This window comes from Nostoc sp. NMS4 (assembly GCF_017115095.1).
Classification (GTDB): domain Bacteria; phylum Cyanobacteriota; class Cyanobacteriia; order Cyanobacteriales; family Nostocaceae; genus Nostoc.
Genome location: NZ_JABXKI010000148.1, coordinates 1 through 15,876, shown reverse-complemented (window position 1 = coordinate 15,876; position 15,876 = coordinate 1). Strand labels below are relative to the sequence as shown.

Sequence of the window (15,876 nt, the reverse complement as noted above, 5' to 3'; positions counted from 1 at the left end):
ATTACGAATTAGATAAAAAGAGAGTGGGAGGAAGCATATCAGTCAGCTTTCAAACTCCCACTCTACCATTTGCTACTGAAGTGAACAGGAATGTATACAGACGTTACCCGTTAGGGGCTAATGCGTACTTCAACAACAACGCCCGCACGCATTTAATATTCCTGTTGCAGCAAATGCCAAACTTAATTATTGATGTTTATTTACTGAGATAAATACTCTGCAAATAATTGTTATAGACAGCTTTTTGTTTTTGTAAATCACTTAGTAAATAGTGTTTTACAAAATAAATTTAATTACGTAGTAGTCCCTGATAATTTAACCCTTGAAGTCGTTTATCTTCATACAATTTAACTTGAATAATCAAAAGCTGGTTGCCATTTTGGCAGCTTTTTAAATTTCCTAATTGCTCATATCTAACTTTTTAAAAGCAGTTAAACCGCTATAGCACGCCCATTTTCACAATAAATTATTTGTACATAACAAGATTCCCGACTTCTTAGAGAAAGTCGGGAATCTAAACCAAGCTAATTGGCAAAAAGTATTAATTTAACGGTGTTTTACTTTACAGTAATATTAATACTGGCGTAAAATAGCAGACAATGAACTATTTTTACGAAGATCCATCAAGTCTGCTAAAGGTTCTGTGCGCTTATCCAGGTGGTGCTTGTGTTCTGCTGGTAGAACTGTCACCAGATGCTTTGTTTTAGGTTGCATCTGCATAACGGGCATTAGTTGTGGCTGTGGCACAAAAATGGGCTGACTCTTGGTAAGATGCGGCTCCAATTTTTGGTGATGCTTCTGTGCCAAGCGTACCTGATGGCGATTAACCTGTTTTTGAACTTTTTGCGGTTGCTTTGCGCGGTTAAGCACTCGGAAAATGAGCAAGGAACCACCACCACAGCTGAGAGCGATCGCAGCAATCACCCATAAAGGTGTAGGATTGCTATTCTCAGAGGGCGGATTGATTGGTTCTTCAACTATAACTGGGATTTTTTCTGGTTCTTCTTGTGGCACGGGGCCAGCATTACCTAAGCTATATAAGGCAAAGGCACCACCTCCCAGAAACATGGCTAAACACCCAGTTAACAATAGCCAAGGATGATGTGCAACCAGATATATCAGAACGTTCGAGCTATTTCTTAGTCTCGATTTCCTGTTTGTCAGCTCTGGAGTAGCCCTTTTTAATTGGGTTCGCTCGCGCTGTACACTCTGACTTTTTTCCATGATTCTTTTCAGATTTGTACCCCTCTAGTCAATAAATTGTACTGGAGGAGTCAAGCATCAGGTATCCGTAACAAAGTTTAGATTTAAGTAGCTTTTTTGTAAAACAGAAGCTACCAAATCTGGCTAATTTTTGCCAAAGTTCTGTATTTATTGTGACTTTTTACCGTAATAATCTGAAATCAGTTCGCTTATTTCTTCTCTAAACTAGGAGAATGCCTTTCAATAGCAAGTTGAATTAACCGATCGACTAATTCTGGAAAGGGGACTCCACTATTAGCCCAGAGTTGGGGATACATGCTTGTTGCAGTAAAGCCTGGTAAGGTATTGATTTCGTTAATCAAAACTTCTTGTGTCGCTTCCACATAGAAAAAATCTACCCTTGCTAACCCTGCCGCGTCAACAGCTGCAAAAGCTTGCAAAGCCATATCCTGAATTTGACGAGCGATCGCATCTGGAAGTTGTGCCGGGATCAGTAAATCTGCTAGTCCCTCAGTATATTTAGTTTCATAATCATAAAAATCGCTGTTGTATGTAATCTCTCCAATGACAGAGGCTTGGGGTTGCTCGTTACCTAAAACGGCACATTCTACTTCTCTGGCGACTACACCAGCTTCTACAACGAGTCGGCGATCGTAACTGGCAGCATTATCTAAAGCGGCTTCTAATTCTTGGCGCGATCGCACTTTGGCAATACCCACCGATGAACCCAAATTAGCAGGTTTGACAAAAGCCGGATAACCTAATGCTGCCTCAATTTCATCACACAGTTTCGGAAATACGCAAGGGTTAGACCAAACCTGCGCTCTAGTTACCGCCTTGTATTTTACCTGTGCTAGTCCCGCTTGTTCAAAGGCCATTTTCATGGCAATTTTATCCATCCCCACTGCCGAGCCTAACACCCCAGAACCCACAAAGGGGACTTGCATTAAAGTGAGTAACCCTTGAATTGTCCCATCTTCACCGTTGGGTCCGTGGAGAATGGGAAACCAAACATCCACTTGAGCGACTTGAGAGGGAGATTGCCACTTACTCAGAGTTTGGGCTTGAGGGTTGGATATTAGATTTCCCTCAGAAGTTGATTCTGCCGATTCTACTAGTGGACTGCCGGTTGCTAAAACCTTTTCGGGTGCTTCTCCCGCCAGCCAGCGGCCATCTTTTTGGATATAAAAAGGCAGGATTTCGTACTTATGAGCATTTTGCTCTGCACTCAAAGCTTTAGCGATCGCCCGTGCTGAGTTGATCGAAACTTCATGTTCTCCCGAACGACCGCCAAACAGTAATCCCACGCGCAGCTTAGTCATTTTCGGTTCCTCCACACTCCTAAAGCAGATAGCGTATCACAACCTACAAAAATTGCCATATTTTTCTATATTATTTTATTGGCTATTGAAACCTATTTAGAAAAACTCTCTTATTTGGGGTGTCAAACTATAGCGATGTTTTACGACAAATCTTACTCTCCGAACCTTATAAGGCTTGTAGTTACCCACATTTTTGTAACAGTCAAAGTGTTGCGCTCACCCGATATCCCGCCCAGAACTGAAGTTCGGGGCTAATAGCTAAAGTCCACTAAGCGTGGACTGAAATTTTTGTTTTTACAAAGTAAAGCTATCTATAGCAATCCGATTTGATTCCTGAATTACTCGTAGAGACTGGGGACTGGGGACTGGGAAGAAGGAATAAAGGTGTACTGAGTTTTTTTCAAAAATCAAATATGAGTCCTATATATGGCTTAAACTCTTGTATTTAGTCCTCTTGAGAGGACTTTAGCTATTAGCCTTGGAATTTATTCCCAGGCGGGATGGCAACGAAGCAAAAATGCCCCCTGCCTGTAATTAAAACAATCGTGTTGTCAGCTACAGTTATATTTCAGGATAATGGGCAACAATATTATTAATAACTAACTAGAAATGCAGCCCTACCTGTAAAAGATGCTGCCGTTTCATGAAACCCAGAATTATTGTTTGTGGCTTAGGACGTACCGGATATAAAACCTTTCGTCTGCTGAGACACCAGGGAGCCTTTGTTATTGGTATTCATCACCAATCTATCCCTGGCGAAACGGCAGGAGATGTGATTGTTGGAGATTTACAAGCAGCTTCTACCCTAACAGCAGCAGGAATTCAACAGGCACACACTTTAGTCATCGCTGGATCTAAAGATGCTTTGAATTTGTCTATTATGATGCAAGCGCGGGTGCTAAATCCTCAGATTCGGATTATCAACCGTTTTTATAATACAAATTTGGCGGAGCGCCTAGATCAAAGTTTGCCAGACCACTTGAGTATGAGTGTTGTCGGATTAGCAGCACCCGTATTTACCTTTGCGGCAATGGGAAACCGAGCGATCGGACAAATCAAATTATTTCAGCAACCTTGGCCAATTCACGAAGAATACATTGATGAAAATCACTGCTGGAAAGGTAGAAAGCTGAGTGAATTGTGGGAAGATCGATCGCGGATGCTAATTTATTACTTGCCAGTAGAAGGTGAGATGGATTTGGTTTCAGGTGTAATATCTGGGAAAGAAATCCAAGTAGGCGATCGCTTAATTATTGGCACACAACCCCGCATCCGTCCCCCCCGGAGATCGTTGATTAGAAAACTGCTGAAAGTTCTGACTAATTTTAGGCAGTTTCAGGAACACGGGCGATCGGTAGTGTTGGGTGCTGTTGCCTTATTGATAGTTATTGCGATCGCAACATTCACCTATATGTCGGCTGAGTTGAGTTTGTCTCCTGTTGATGCTCTATATTTTTCGGTAGGCATGATTACCGGAGCGGGTGGTAATGACAAAGTAGTAGAAAATGCTCCTAACAGTATTAAGTTATTTACTGTTGTGATGATGCTGGTTGGAGCAGTGGTGATTGGTATTTGGTATGCCATGCTGACCGATTTTGTCTTAGGAAGCCGCTTTAAGCAATTTTGGGATGCAGCCCGAATTCCCCAGCGATCGCACTACATTGTCTGTGGTTTGAGTGGTATTGGGGTGAGAATTGTCCAACAACTCCACGCCAGTGGACATGAAGTTGTAGTAGTTGAACCCGACTCCAACAACAAATATATCAACACCGCCCGCGAACTTGGTATCCCCGTCATTCAGGGCGATGCCAGCTTCCGTACAATACTCAAAGCCAGTAATATAGAATCTGCTGCCGCCGTGCTGTCTGTGACTAGTAATGATGCTACCAATTTAGAAATTGCCCTCAAAGCCAAAGGTTTGACACCCAGCATTCCGGTAATTGTTCATTATGCCGATCCTGATTTTGCTGGTATAGCGCAACAGCTATTTGGCTTCGAGGCCGTACTGAGTCCGGCTGAACTAGCAGCCCCAGCTTTTGCGGCGGCTGCACTAGGGGGACGTATTCTTGGTAATGGCATCACAGCAGATAGTCTTTGGGTAGCTTTTGCGACTGTGATTACAGCTTCACACGTCTTTTGTGGCCAATGGGTAAAAGATGTAGCAATGTCTGCTGATTGTGTACCTTTGTACGTAGAGACAAATCAGCAAACCCTTCATGGTTGGGATTTACTAGAAACCAACCTCAGCGTTGGTGATGTATTATATATGACGATGCCGGCCACGCGGCTATATCAATTGTGGCGCGGCGAGCAAGTTTGCGAAACACACGCGTAAGCTTAATACGGTTTAACCAGACATTCAAATCTGTTTATAAATAAAAGTACCGAGAGAACCAAAATTTGGTTATATTCCAATACGCTTGGGTTAAGCCTAGTGGTCTGTCCCATTAATTTTGCTAGGTTTGTAGTGAGCGATTTATCGCTCAATTTTAAGCACTGAAGTGCTTACTACAAACTTTTATAACTCTTCATATTTAATGGGACAGACTACTAGTAAGTTTAAACAGAAATTTCATAAAATTCGCCAGTTGTACATAATTCACTCTGAATTCTGAATTCTGACTCCTGAATTCTGTTTAAACCTCAAAAATAGCCTTAGCCCGTCTTTCGCTTTAAGCTTGCCACACTCCCGCGCTATCATCTGAGAAAGATAAAAATGTTGCGATCGTGGAGAGGTCTTTCTTACTTCAGGAATTCCAACAACTAAATCATCCCGTAAAATAGACAGGCAAGAACCCTGCCCGATAAAAATATGGGAAAATTTTTGAGAAATCCCTCAAAACTCGGGACTCGGTACTTATCTGCTCACTCAGGACTCAGGACTCTTTATGTTAGCAGGAACAATTTTGCAGGATGGAAAATATACCCTAATTCAAGAAATAGGGCGGGGTGGCTTTGGCATTACCTTTAAAGCTACGCATCACTACTTGGGTCAGGAAGTGGTGATGAAAACCATCAATGAACGGCTGCGACAACATCCTGATTTTGTCAAATTCGAGCGCCAATTCCAAGATGAAGCCAGACGATTAGCTACGTGTATTCACCCAAATATAGTCCGAGTTAGTGACTTTTTTGTGGAAGCTGGACTGCCTTACATGGTGATGGAATACATTCCTGGCGAAACCTTGGGAGACGCATTTGTATTACCAGGAATAACTTTGCCTGAAGCTACAGCAATTCATTACATCCGGCAAATTGGGGCAGCGTTGCAGGTAGTACACAATAACGGTTTGTTACACCGCGATGTCAAACCAGATAATATCATCCTTCGCCTGGGAACGCAGGAAGTAATACTGATTGATTTTGGTATTGCCAGGGAATTTAATGGCAGTGTCAGACAGACCCACACAGGTCTGGTTTCTGAGGGTTATTCTCCCATTGAGCAGTATATGACGCAAGCGGCGCGCACACCCGCCACGGATGTTTATGGTTTAGCGGCAACCTTGTATGCACTGTTGACAGCCCAAGTTCCCATGCAAGCATTATTGCGCGATCGCGAACAAATGCCTTCCCCCCGCGAGATGCAACCACATTTGAGTGCTGCTGTCAACCAGGCAGTAATGCGCGGTATGGCGGTAGAGTCTCGTTTTCGGCCAGCGACAGTTGCTGAGTGGCTGCAATTGCTACCTGGAAATGAGGTGAATGGGAAATCGCAAGTTTTACCCACTTACGCAGTACCAACTGTCAATTTATCTGCCCAGCAAGCAGCAACTTTAATAGGCAAAACTGCCCAAAATTCTATTCATAGACCAGCTGTGTTGATGCAGCCCAACCCAGGCATAGGGAAAGAAACTGTATTGGCTAAAAAGCTGGAGTCATCTAAAGTATTTATTGGTCTGGGTGTAGCCCTAGTTGCTGCTACAGCCGGTTTTGGGATCGCCAGTTTATTACCCAAATCTCAGCAGCCGACTGCCAAGCCACTTGTTGAAAAGCCAACTCAAGAATCAGGCACGAAAGCACCTAATTTTGATAGTACATCTTCACCTGGAGGTGAAAATACTAACACTACTTCAAGAACCGAAACAGCACCTGTCTCTAATTCCAAGCAGCGTCGCCGCAATCGCCGTTCTTCTCAAGAAGAATCTACCAGCAACCCGACAAAAGAACCGCAACGGGGTGATTCCGAACAATCCACACCTTCGCCTAACATTTCACCCACGCCCTCGTTAGTGGAGAAACTACGGGCAATCCGCTCATCTCGAAATGCTTCTCCCGCACCATTGCCATTCCCACAAAATCACTTACCCGCTTCTAGTCAAAATCCTGCTTCCCCTCAACCCATAAGTCCGTCAAAACCTCTGCTTATACAACCAGCACCATCAACGGAATCTAAACAATCAGATCCTTCTTCTGTGGTAGTACCAACACTTGAAAAGCAAAATTCACCGACTAATAGTCAACCCCAGAATGTTCAGAAGTTCGAGGAAAAGCCGCAAGATGACAATAACTAGTACAGCTAGGCATAATTCGTAATAAAAGACCTCTGGCATCTGGTATTCTGGCTCACTATCAACCAATGCCACTTCAATTTATTCTGGTTCAACTAGCAATGGTTGTTTAGCTTTTTGTACTACAGCCTGTTCCGCTTTTTGACGTTCCTTTTTGGTTTTCTTTTGGGTCAGGAAAGTTTCGCGATCGCGTAAATGACAAACAAATCCTAATTGCATACCTATCTGTTGCAAATGGTTTGAGCGAAAATCTTTACCACCATCGGTATAAAAAATGTTCTGGTTTTCCGTAGGTTCCCTATTCTTCATGGAGTCCATATTCTGACCCATACTGCTTTGGCAAAATTGCATGGCGCAGGGCTAATGCTACTACCTGAGAACTCGGAGCATCAAAGCCTAAGTTTATCCCTATGATGCTTAGTCTTGGTGAGGTTTCTAATTACTTGCCATCTTTGCAAAAAGCATTGTACATGAAAACTGCTGTAAACTACTAAAGGGTATTACGAATTGATCTAACGTTTGTAAACTAAGAAACCTGCGATCGCATCCAAAAGTGCTTCTGGCTCATCTACGCGAATCAAATGACTGCTATTCTCAAAAATTCTCAAATCGGCATTAGGAATAGCCTGAGCAATTTCTTCAGAAAATTCTGGGGCGCAAATCCAGTCATGCCGTCCTGCAATAACTAAAGTGGGTGCAGTAATTTTGTGTAACTGGTCAAGAATATTGTAGTTGCGGAGAAAACCGCCAAAAGCAACATTAATCGCATCAACTGAAAGAATATTCTGCTGTCTAGCAAAGCCTGACTGAGTAGGATCGTATTTTAGCGAATACATCGATCCCAGCACTTGAAAATACTGTCTTAACTGTTCCTCATTTTCAAAGTTTCCATCCCAAAGTCGCTGGGCGCTTGCTTGTTGTTCCTCAGTTCCCTTTAATGCGAGGATTTCTTTAGCGCGTTTTAAAAAGCCACTATGGGCTGTCGTGGCAATCACAATCAGATGAGAGACATTCTGAGGATAGCGAGCTGCATAAGTTAGCGCCACCATACCACCATAAGAACCACCAATCACCACAATTTTGTCCAGACCAAGGTGTTGGCGCAACGCTTCCATATCTTCAACATTATTGTCTAGAGTATAGGTTTCTTTAGCTCCACGGGCAGACCTTCCTTGACCGCGATGGTCAAAATAGACTAGTTGGAGTTTTCGGCTTAAACTTGAGAAAGTTGGTTTGAAGGAAGTATGATCTGCACCAGGTCCACCGTGGATGAGAAAGGCGACAGGTTTAGAGTAGATACTCGCGCCATCCACTACTAATGCAGAACCTTCCACATCAAAGAAAATCTCTGTATCTCGTATTTTCGCTCGCATTTTCCCAATTGTATAAAATCAGATTATTTGGGTTGGGAGCATCCCAAATGTGCAAACACCTTGATAACCCTCATCCCCTAACCCCTTCTCCCATCTTTGGGATAAGGGGAACTAGAATTATGTCTCCCCTCTCCCAAAGATGGGAGAGGGGCTGGGGGTGAGGGAAAAGATTTAAGCTTGCATTGGGATGCTCCCGATTATTTAAATATTTCTTTGGCATCATTATAAGTTCATCGTTGCATTCTTTTTTCAAATTGGATATTCATGCCTGAAATATCACCCAATTTTTGAGCGTTTTCTCAAATCTGTAATTTTTAGCCAGAAGTGCGATCGCTATTTTCATTAAATAGCAAAAACCCTGACATAGTAAGAATTATGTCAGGGTTTTAGGTATTTAAAATGCTCTGGCAATATTTTGTTAGATTGACAAATAATTAGTTAATGTACAATTCATCCTTTATTCTTCAATAGGGATTCTACTTACCCGCCTAAAGTCCGTGTATAAATTACTTGACCTTGGGAATCATAAAGAAAAAGGGACAGATTGGCATTTTCACCAATTACAGCTAGGGCTTCTCGTAAGATTTGCAAATGATTGGTAACATCAACAGCAGTATTCGAGTTCTCAGAATAAGGATTAGTTAAGTTATTTTGCCTTATTTGGTCGTACTCAGGGGTTAGTCGGACAATAATTTCTGCATTGTTAATGCTAAAAGTGCAAATCCGAATTCCATTAATACAGGTCTTATCCAAATCAGTACGGGTTTGCTGCAAATTACTAACAACTTGTAGTTTTTCTTGCGCTTGTTTGAGGGACGCTGAATAGGGTTCGACGAGAGATTGAGCCTGAGTGTAGTACAAGCTATCTTGGGGAACTTTTTTAGCAGTTTGTAAAGCCTGATCCCAGTATATTGCTGCTGCTTGCCATTGGTTTTGTTGTTGATAAACTTTGGCTTGCTTGGCAGTGCTAAGGGCTTGTTGGTAGGTTTTAACAGCTAATTGTTCTTTAGTAGTGCGATCGCGGACTAATACTAACTTGGGTTTATAATCTACCAAGAGCTTTTGGGCTTCTTGGTAGCCAACGCTATTTCGGGGAATGGTATTCAAAGCATTAATTACCACCAGCCAGGTAGACTGCGCCTTTTGCCAGTCATTCAAAGATTTAGCACTCTTCTCCCGCTTCTCGGCTGCAACGGCTACAACTTTCGCTGCGGTTAGTTTTTTCAGCCATTTTTCCTCAATAAATATTTGTTGATTTACAGCGTGCAAACGAACACGATAATTCAGTAATTTCCCCTGCACCAGCCCATAGAGTTCACTACTAGAACTTATACTTTCTAGTGGCGCTATAGCCTGTCGCCATAGGTGTTGTCTAGTTTGTAATTCCTCTAAGCTAGATGCCGGAGTTTGAACTCTTTGTGTCGCCAAAGATGCTGTTTGCAAAGCTTTGACCACCTGATTGATTTTTTCTGACCGCCCAGACAAACTTGCTTTTAGTTCCTGTGACTGCTGGTAACGAGGCGACCAACTAGGAATTATATTCAGGTCTGTACTGGCTGCTGCAAGTTGCTGTTGTACAGCTACTAATTCTTTTTCAGATTTGGCGCGGCGCATCAGTTGCGGAGATTTTGTTTTTAATTCCTTGGCGTTTTGTATTTCTTGACACTCAGACATCACACAAGGGCGAGTCAATAAGTAAGCACCACCGCCTAAAACTACAATTCCCACCAACGCCACACCCAGGAGAATAAGTTTGACTTGGAATCCTGGCTTTGAAGCCGATAAATTCGGCGTATCTGCAAAGGGGTCAAACAGTTCTTCTTCTTCTTCAGCCTCATTGACTGATGCAGAATATGTCAGAGATGAGGAGGATGAGTAAGATATTGCTTCCTCATCTCCCTCATCTCCCCCTGCGACCCATCCCCCCGTCTGCTTCAACGTCAAGAAACATTTGGTATAAGGGAGTTGTTCGCCAAAAATTCTGAGGAAACATTGCACGCGCTGTTCTTTGTGGGGTGCTAGAGATTGAAGTACTTCCTCAATAACTGCAAAAATTAGTTGAGCGTCAACTATTACATCTGCCGCGTGTTGCGTTAAAATCATTAACTCGCCTTTATTGACGACGCACTTCACCTCGAAGACTTCAGCCGTTGAGACTTCTACAAGTAATTGTTCTTGCAAAGTTTTGGCTAAAAGCTGTAAATCTTCCTGCTGCGCTGCTACTTTCATAGAGCTTTCCCGCTCAACTTCTATATAGTTTTGATTATCTTTAAGGGGATGAAATGAACTTTTTAGGTTTGTTGAATACAAATGCACAATTTAACCAACCATAGCCTGAGAATCTGAACGACCAACTTTCTAACACAAATTCTGACTTTTCACCAAAAATTAAAAAAGTAGTTATTGTTTGTAGCGCTACATTTTTACAGGGCTAGATACAAAATGAAATAATCTGTCTTCAGATATAAATTGCCAATAAAAAATGGGAATAATAAAAGATTTGAGTATTTTCACTGCATTAGTTTGCGACAATTAAAATCACAATAGACCTCTTGCAAAAATCTTTGAATCACCCCTCCCCAACCCTCCCCTTGTAAAGGGGAGGGCGCAAGATTTCAAGTTTCCCCCCAATATATCGGGGGGATTAAGGGGGGGCTATTCGACTTATGCAAGAGGTCTAATAGCTACGGCTCTACAAAATTCCAGTTGCAGAGCAGTTGTTACCAAATTATCTAGAGGTTAAGAAAATGATCCTATGTCAGAGGGTTTTGACAAAAACGCTAGTTATCTTCTATGCTGGGAAACTTGCCCAGGAGATTAATTATGTGTTGTGGCTCTGGCACAAACAAGTTGGCTATAGAAATTAATATGCTTGATTTGCTGAATTCGATAAAATTGATCCGAGAAAAATAAGTTTTTATAGCTGCAAAAAGGTTAATTCTGCAATAAAGGTGCTGCAAAATATTAAGACAGGACTAACCAAAAGCTTGGAAAGTGTCAATAGTAAGGTGTATCAATGGATTTATTAGAGTATCAAGTTAAAGAATGGTTTGCGAAGATAGGCATTCCAGTATTGCCTTCTCAACGAATTGACCATCCTACAGATTTAAAACGGTTAAAAATTCGCTTTCCAATTGTACTGAAATCTCAAGTCCACGGAGCGGAACGGGCAAAAGCTGGTGGAGTCAGGTTTGCCCAAACGACTATCGATGCGATCGCAGCTGCTCAAAATATCTTTAGTCTACCAATATGGGGCGAATTGCCGGAAGTTGTGCTGGCAGAATCCCAATACGACGCGAACCAGGAATTTTATCTGGCGGTGGTTTTAGATACTGCTGTCTGCCGACCAGTACTTTTAGGTTGCAAAGAAGCAGACATCGATTGGGAATCCGCCGGGGAAAGAATGCACTACGTTGTCGTAGAACAAGAATTTTCGCCCTTTTATGCCCGAAGATTGGCTTTAAAAATGGGTTTGCAAGGGACGCTGATGCAGTCGGTAAGCAGCGTTGTGGAGAAGATGTACCAGTTATTTGTCCAAAAAGACCTGGATTTAGTCGAAATTAATCCCTTGGCAGTCAGTAGTACTAGTCAAGTTATGGCTCTTAATGGTAAAGTCAGGGTCAACGAACGGGCGATCAAGCGTCATCCCGATCTAGCTGAGATGGCAGCAAAAATTATCAGTCGTCATACCAGTACTGAAATCAACGGTATTTTGGGCGACTGGGATGGCGTAGAAATGCATGGAAAAATCGGTATTTTAGGTAATGGTACTGGTTCAGTGATGGCAACTTTAGATTTAGTTGCTAACGCTGGCGGCAAACCAGGCGTTTGTTTAAATCTACGTCATGCTTTCCTTACAGATACTACACCAACTACCTTCCGCGATCGCCTAGAAACAGGTTTGAAAATGCTGGAGGCTGATAAAAGCATTCAAGTAATACTAATTAACTTTCTGGGTAGCATTCCGCAAATTGAGGAAGTGACTGAAGTTATAGCTAGAGTTGTGCAGCCAGAGAACAGCGAAATTCAATCACAGGTTGTACGTTCTAATGGTAGTAAAGTTCGGCGACAGCTTAATTTTCCATCCTTAGTTATCCGTCTTGCTGGTTCTGAATTTAATGCTGCAAGAAAATATTTGACAACACTAAAAACCCACACCGACGCGCTCGTTGTGGTAGAAAATTTAGATGAGGCAGTGGCGGCAGCAGTTCTCCTTGCTAAACCAACGGTTCATAAAAGATAATTAATGTCATTTTCTTCCAATTCAAAACTCAAAAATTATTAATTTTTACCGTCGGGTATAAATTTTTGAGTTTGAGGTTCAAATCAAGTAAAGCTTTGCTTTTGGGGACTACTTTCTTTCTTTGTGTCCTTCTCTGACGAGACGCTCCGCGAATGCGCCCTTTGCGGTTCGTTCCTCATATAGTTTGGCGCATCTTCATACAGAATTGGTATTAGCTAGAGGCAGGTTTTCTGACTTTTAGAACACTCAACTTCCAGACTATTTTTTAGAATTTCAGTAAAAATTGAATCAATACGATACTGTAAATGTGTCGTTTCTCTGCCCAGTGGTTTAAGGCACTGGGTTGTCAAACTTAAGGTAATTTTTTATGAACCTAACACCAGAAAGTAAAGTCTTAATTCAAGGCTTTTGTGAATTTATATCAGGTACTCATGTTGCTCAAATGCAAGCTTATGGCACGAATTTAGTAGCTGGTGTCAATCCTGGATGCGGCGGACAGGAACTGCACGGACTGCCAGTATTTGACTTAGTAGAAGAGGTAGTAGAACAATTTGGGGCAATTGACACAACAATTATTTGTGTAGATCCTTATGATGTGTTAGATGCAGCATTAGAAGCGATCGCATCTAAGATTCGCCAGATTATTATTATTACTGCTGGTGTGCCACCTTTGGATATGGTGCAATTACTCCGCAAAGCCGAAGCTTGTGAAACTTTGGTAATCGGGCCAAATAGTCCGGGGATCATTGTCCCAGGAAAAATTCTCTTAGGGACTCAACCCAGCGAATTTTATACCCCTGGAACAGTGGGGATCGTTAGTCGTAGCAGCACCCTCACTTACGAAATCGCCTACGAATTAACAAAAGCAGGTTTAGGGCAGTCGATTAGTGTCAGCATTGGTAGTGATGCGATCGTTGGTTCCTCATTTTTGCAATGGCTGCAAATTCTCGATGAGGATGAAACCACACAAGCGATCGTTTTAGTCGGTCAACCTGGTGGTGGTAGTGAAGAAGCAGCAGCGCGTTACATTGCTGAGGCAATTGATAAACCAGTAATTGCCTACATCGCAGGTAGACAAGCACCACCAGGAAAAAGTTGGCGACAAACTGGGACTTTAGCAACAGTCATCGGACGCGATCCTAACTTTGGTACAGCCCAGAGTAAATTAGCAGCTTTAAAAGAAGCGCAAGTTACAGTAGCTGAACGCCCTTCTCAGATTCCAGAATTATTGAGAAAAGAGATTAACTAATTACTAATTCGTAATTCAATTCTTAACTACGAATTACGCAAGAAACCTCTGAAACTCTCATTTCTCCGTGAATTCTGCGTCCTCTGTGGTACGATTTTCCGTGACCCGTGCGTAAGTCCGATTAACTACGAATTACGAATTACGTTAGCGTAGCGTTAGCGAGTCATCGAGCGTCATTACGAATTATTTTAATGAGCGATTTTGAGGAAACAGGTAGGCGATCGCAGCGTAACCCGAAAGACTGAGTAAAATAACCAAAAAAGCAGCCAGAACAAAAGTAGACATAATGTTATACTCTATTATGTTTGCAAAATCTTGCCATCCATCAACAAACTAAGATTTTGGATACTTTCAAGCTAGCAATTGGTTATGACACAGCCATGACTACCTTGTGTCAATCCTTCGGATCTCAGGTTTTGTGGTTCAACTCAAGCCAAAGGCAGAAAAAACCGAAACGTACTGCCAACTCCCAATACGCTTTCTACCTGAATTTGACCGCCTTGTAGTTCAATCAAACGATGGGAAATAGTTAAACCAATACCAGTACCTCCCGAATGGCGATCGCGCGATTGATCGGCTCGCCAAAAACGCTCAAACACATGAGGCAAATTTTCTGGAGCGATACCAATACCTGTATCACTAACCGCAATCCAGAGTTGAGATCCTTCAGTCCCAACATCAATGGTAATTGAACCTTCATCAGTATAACGTACTGCATTACCTAGCAGATTAACCAACACCTGTTCCGTGCGGTCAATATCTGCCAATACCGGAGGTAGCACCGATGGACATTGCAAAAGCAGAACTGGCCCATCTTCTAATAGTTGGTCGGAAAATTTCTCCGCTAATGACTCTAATAACGGACGCAAATTTACCCGTTGCATATTAATTGGTAGATAACCAGCTTCTGCCTTAGATAATTCTTGTAAATCGTTTACCAATCGCTCTAAGCGTCGAGTTTCTTTCGCTAAACGCCGATAGATTTCAGGGGACGCTTCAATTTCCCCATCAGCTAGTTCTTCCAAGTAACCGCGCACCACAGTTAATGGTGTGCGTAATTCATGAGTCATATCTCCAATCACTTCTCGCCGCCGCGCTTCTACCCCTTCTAAACTGGCTGCCATTCGGTTGAAACTAGTACTCAATCCACTAAGTTCGGGAATATCAGACACAGGTAATCTTGCATCCATCTGACCAGCAGCAAATTTTTGGGTGATTTGTTCCATCTCGGTCAATCGCTGCATAATCCGTCTAGACACCCAGTAACTCAATCCTCCGGCGGCGGTGGTGCCGACTAAGACTGACCAAATAGTGCTACGCTGCCAAGCAAGTTCAAATCCTGTAACCAATTCAGTACGGACATCGATTAAGTCGAACCCCTGATTTTCTAATCGTTCCAAATGTAAGACAAACAAGCGGGGAGAAGAGATTTTGCTGATGCTTACCAGACTAGCTACTCCCACAATCATTACTACCAAGTGGGAGAAAAACAGCCGCCCTCTCAGCCCCATCTTCATAACATTTACGCTACTAGAGGATCTTCAAATTTATAGCCCACCCCAACAACAGTTTTAATAAAAGTGGGATTTGCCGGATCGGGTTCAATCTTTTTTCGCAACCGAGCTACATGAGTATCTACCACTCGTTCATCGCCAAAAAAATTATCTCCCCACAGTTTATCAATTAATTGAGTGCGGTTCCAAACTCGACCAGGATTGCTGACAAAGGTGGTTAGCAAGTTAAATTCTAGGGTAGTTAAGTCCAAAATTTCAACTTCTTGAGATTTCATCTGCCGACTAGCGGTGCGCTGGTCTACATCGACAATAAAGTGTTGGGTACGATTGACTTGATGTTGTCCCCCTTGGCGGAGGCTACGTCGTAATAGCGCCCGCACCCTAGCTACCAACTCTCTGGGGCTAAAGGGTTTGACCATGTAATCATCAGCACCAGTAGACAAACCAATGACGCGATCGATTTC

Annotated in this window: 11 protein-coding genes and 1 pseudogene; 5 read left to right on the top strand and 7 right to left on the bottom strand. The window is 42.5% G+C overall.

What is annotated here, in order from left to right:
• A partial coding sequence (locus tag HWQ37_RS12395) for a hypothetical protein (RefSeq protein ID WP_292747627.1) occupies positions 1 to 212 on the top strand: 212 nt, incomplete at its 5' end.
• 361 nt (positions 213 to 573) lie between these two features.
• Here HWQ37_RS12395 and HWQ37_RS12390 read toward each other — a convergent pair.
• Positions 574 to 1,224, bottom strand: coding sequence for a hypothetical protein (locus tag HWQ37_RS12390; protein ID WP_292747625.1), 651 nt, complete (start codon positions 1,222 to 1,224; stop codon positions 574 to 576).
• Positions 1,225 to 1,412: 188 nt separating this feature from the next.
• Positions 1,413 to 2,525 (bottom strand): D-alanine--D-alanine ligase family protein, encoded by a 1,113-nt coding sequence (locus tag HWQ37_RS12385; protein ID WP_292747622.1) that lies wholly within the window; start codon positions 2,523 to 2,525, stop codon positions 1,413 to 1,415.
• 643 nt (positions 2,526 to 3,168) lie between these two features.
• On the opposite strand from HWQ37_RS12385, the gene HWQ37_RS12380 reads away from it, so the two are divergent.
• Both HWQ37_RS12380 and HWQ37_RS12375 read left to right on the top strand, forming a co-directional pair.
• Complete coding sequence (locus HWQ37_RS12380) at positions 3,169 to 4,860, top strand: NAD-binding protein (RefSeq protein ID WP_292747618.1); 1,692 nt, start codon at positions 3,169 to 3,171, stop codon at positions 4,858 to 4,860.
• A 553-nt stretch (positions 4,861 to 5,413) separates the two neighbouring features.
• The gene (locus tag HWQ37_RS12375; RefSeq protein WP_292747615.1) at positions 5,414 to 7,036 is read left to right on the top strand and encodes a serine/threonine protein kinase; all 1,623 of its coding nucleotides are present in this window, start codon (positions 5,414 to 5,416) and stop codon (positions 7,034 to 7,036) included.
• 180 nt (positions 7,037 to 7,216) lie between these two features.
• Here the strand turns inward: HWQ37_RS12375 and HWQ37_RS12370 are convergent.
• The 3 genes and pseudogenes from HWQ37_RS12370 to HWQ37_RS12360 all read right to left on the bottom strand — a co-directional run.
• Positions 7,217 to 7,448, bottom strand: a pseudogene (locus HWQ37_RS12370) (Mu transposase C-terminal domain-containing protein); the annotation flags it as partial.
• A gap of 97 nt (positions 7,449 to 7,545) precedes the next feature.
• Complete coding sequence (locus tag HWQ37_RS12365; protein WP_292747612.1) at positions 7,546 to 8,406, bottom strand: alpha/beta fold hydrolase; 861 nt, start codon at positions 8,404 to 8,406, stop codon at positions 7,546 to 7,548.
• A 480-nt stretch (positions 8,407 to 8,886) separates the two neighbouring features.
• On the bottom strand, positions 8,887 to 10,635 hold the full coding sequence (locus tag HWQ37_RS12360) for a hypothetical protein (protein ID WP_292747609.1): 1,749 nt from the start codon (positions 10,633 to 10,635) through the stop codon (positions 8,887 to 8,889).
• Positions 10,636 to 11,422: 787 nt separating this feature from the next.
• On the opposite strand from HWQ37_RS12360, the gene HWQ37_RS12355 reads away from it, so the two are divergent.
• Complete coding sequence (locus tag HWQ37_RS12355; protein WP_292747607.1) at positions 11,423 to 12,649, top strand: succinate--CoA ligase subunit beta; 1,227 nt, start codon at positions 11,423 to 11,425, stop codon at positions 12,647 to 12,649.
• A 367-nt stretch (positions 12,650 to 13,016) separates the two neighbouring features.
• Positions 13,017 to 13,898 (top strand): succinate--CoA ligase subunit alpha, encoded by an 882-nt coding sequence (locus tag HWQ37_RS12350; protein WP_292747604.1) that lies wholly within the window; start codon positions 13,017 to 13,019, stop codon positions 13,896 to 13,898.
• Positions 13,899 to 14,326: 428 nt separating this feature from the next.
• On the opposite strand, the gene HWQ37_RS12345 is transcribed toward HWQ37_RS12350, so the two are convergent.
• Positions 14,327 to 15,415, bottom strand: coding sequence for a sensor histidine kinase (locus HWQ37_RS12345; RefSeq protein ID WP_292747601.1), 1,089 nt, complete (start codon positions 15,413 to 15,415; stop codon positions 14,327 to 14,329).
• A gap of 5 nt (positions 15,416 to 15,420) precedes the next feature.
• A partial coding sequence (locus HWQ37_RS12340) for a response regulator transcription factor (RefSeq protein ID WP_292747598.1) occupies positions 15,421 to 15,876 on the bottom strand: 456 nt, incomplete at its 5' end.

What these genes read in the sequence shown, in the direction of transcription:
- HWQ37_RS12390 (WP_292747625.1), bottom strand. Translation starts at nt 1,224, where the DNA reads ATGGAAAAAAGTCAGAGTGTACAGCGCGAGCGAACCCAATTAAAAAGG.
- HWQ37_RS12385 (WP_292747622.1), bottom strand. Translation starts at nt 2,525, where the DNA reads ATGACTAAGCTGCGCGTGGGATTACTGTTTGGCGGTCGTTCGGGAGAA.
- HWQ37_RS12380 (WP_292747618.1), top strand. Translation starts at nt 3,169, where the DNA reads ATGAAACCCAGAATTATTGTTTGTGGCTTAGGACGTACCGGATATAAA.
- HWQ37_RS12375 (WP_292747615.1), top strand. Translation starts at nt 5,414, where the DNA reads ATGTTAGCAGGAACAATTTTGCAGGATGGAAAATATACCCTAATTCAA.
- HWQ37_RS12365 (WP_292747612.1), bottom strand. Translation starts at nt 8,406, where the DNA reads ATGCGAGCGAAAATACGAGATACAGAGATTTTCTTTGATGTGGAAGGT.
- HWQ37_RS12360 (WP_292747609.1), bottom strand. Translation starts at nt 10,635, where the DNA reads ATGAAAGTAGCAGCGCAGCAGGAAGATTTACAGCTTTTAGCCAAAACT.
- HWQ37_RS12355 (WP_292747607.1), top strand. Translation starts at nt 11,423, where the DNA reads ATGGATTTATTAGAGTATCAAGTTAAAGAATGGTTTGCGAAGATAGGC.
- HWQ37_RS12350 (WP_292747604.1), top strand. Translation starts at nt 13,017, where the DNA reads ATGAACCTAACACCAGAAAGTAAAGTCTTAATTCAAGGCTTTTGTGAA.
- HWQ37_RS12345 (WP_292747601.1), bottom strand. Translation starts at nt 15,415, where the DNA reads ATGAAGATGGGGCTGAGAGGGCGGCTGTTTTTCTCCCACTTGGTAGTA.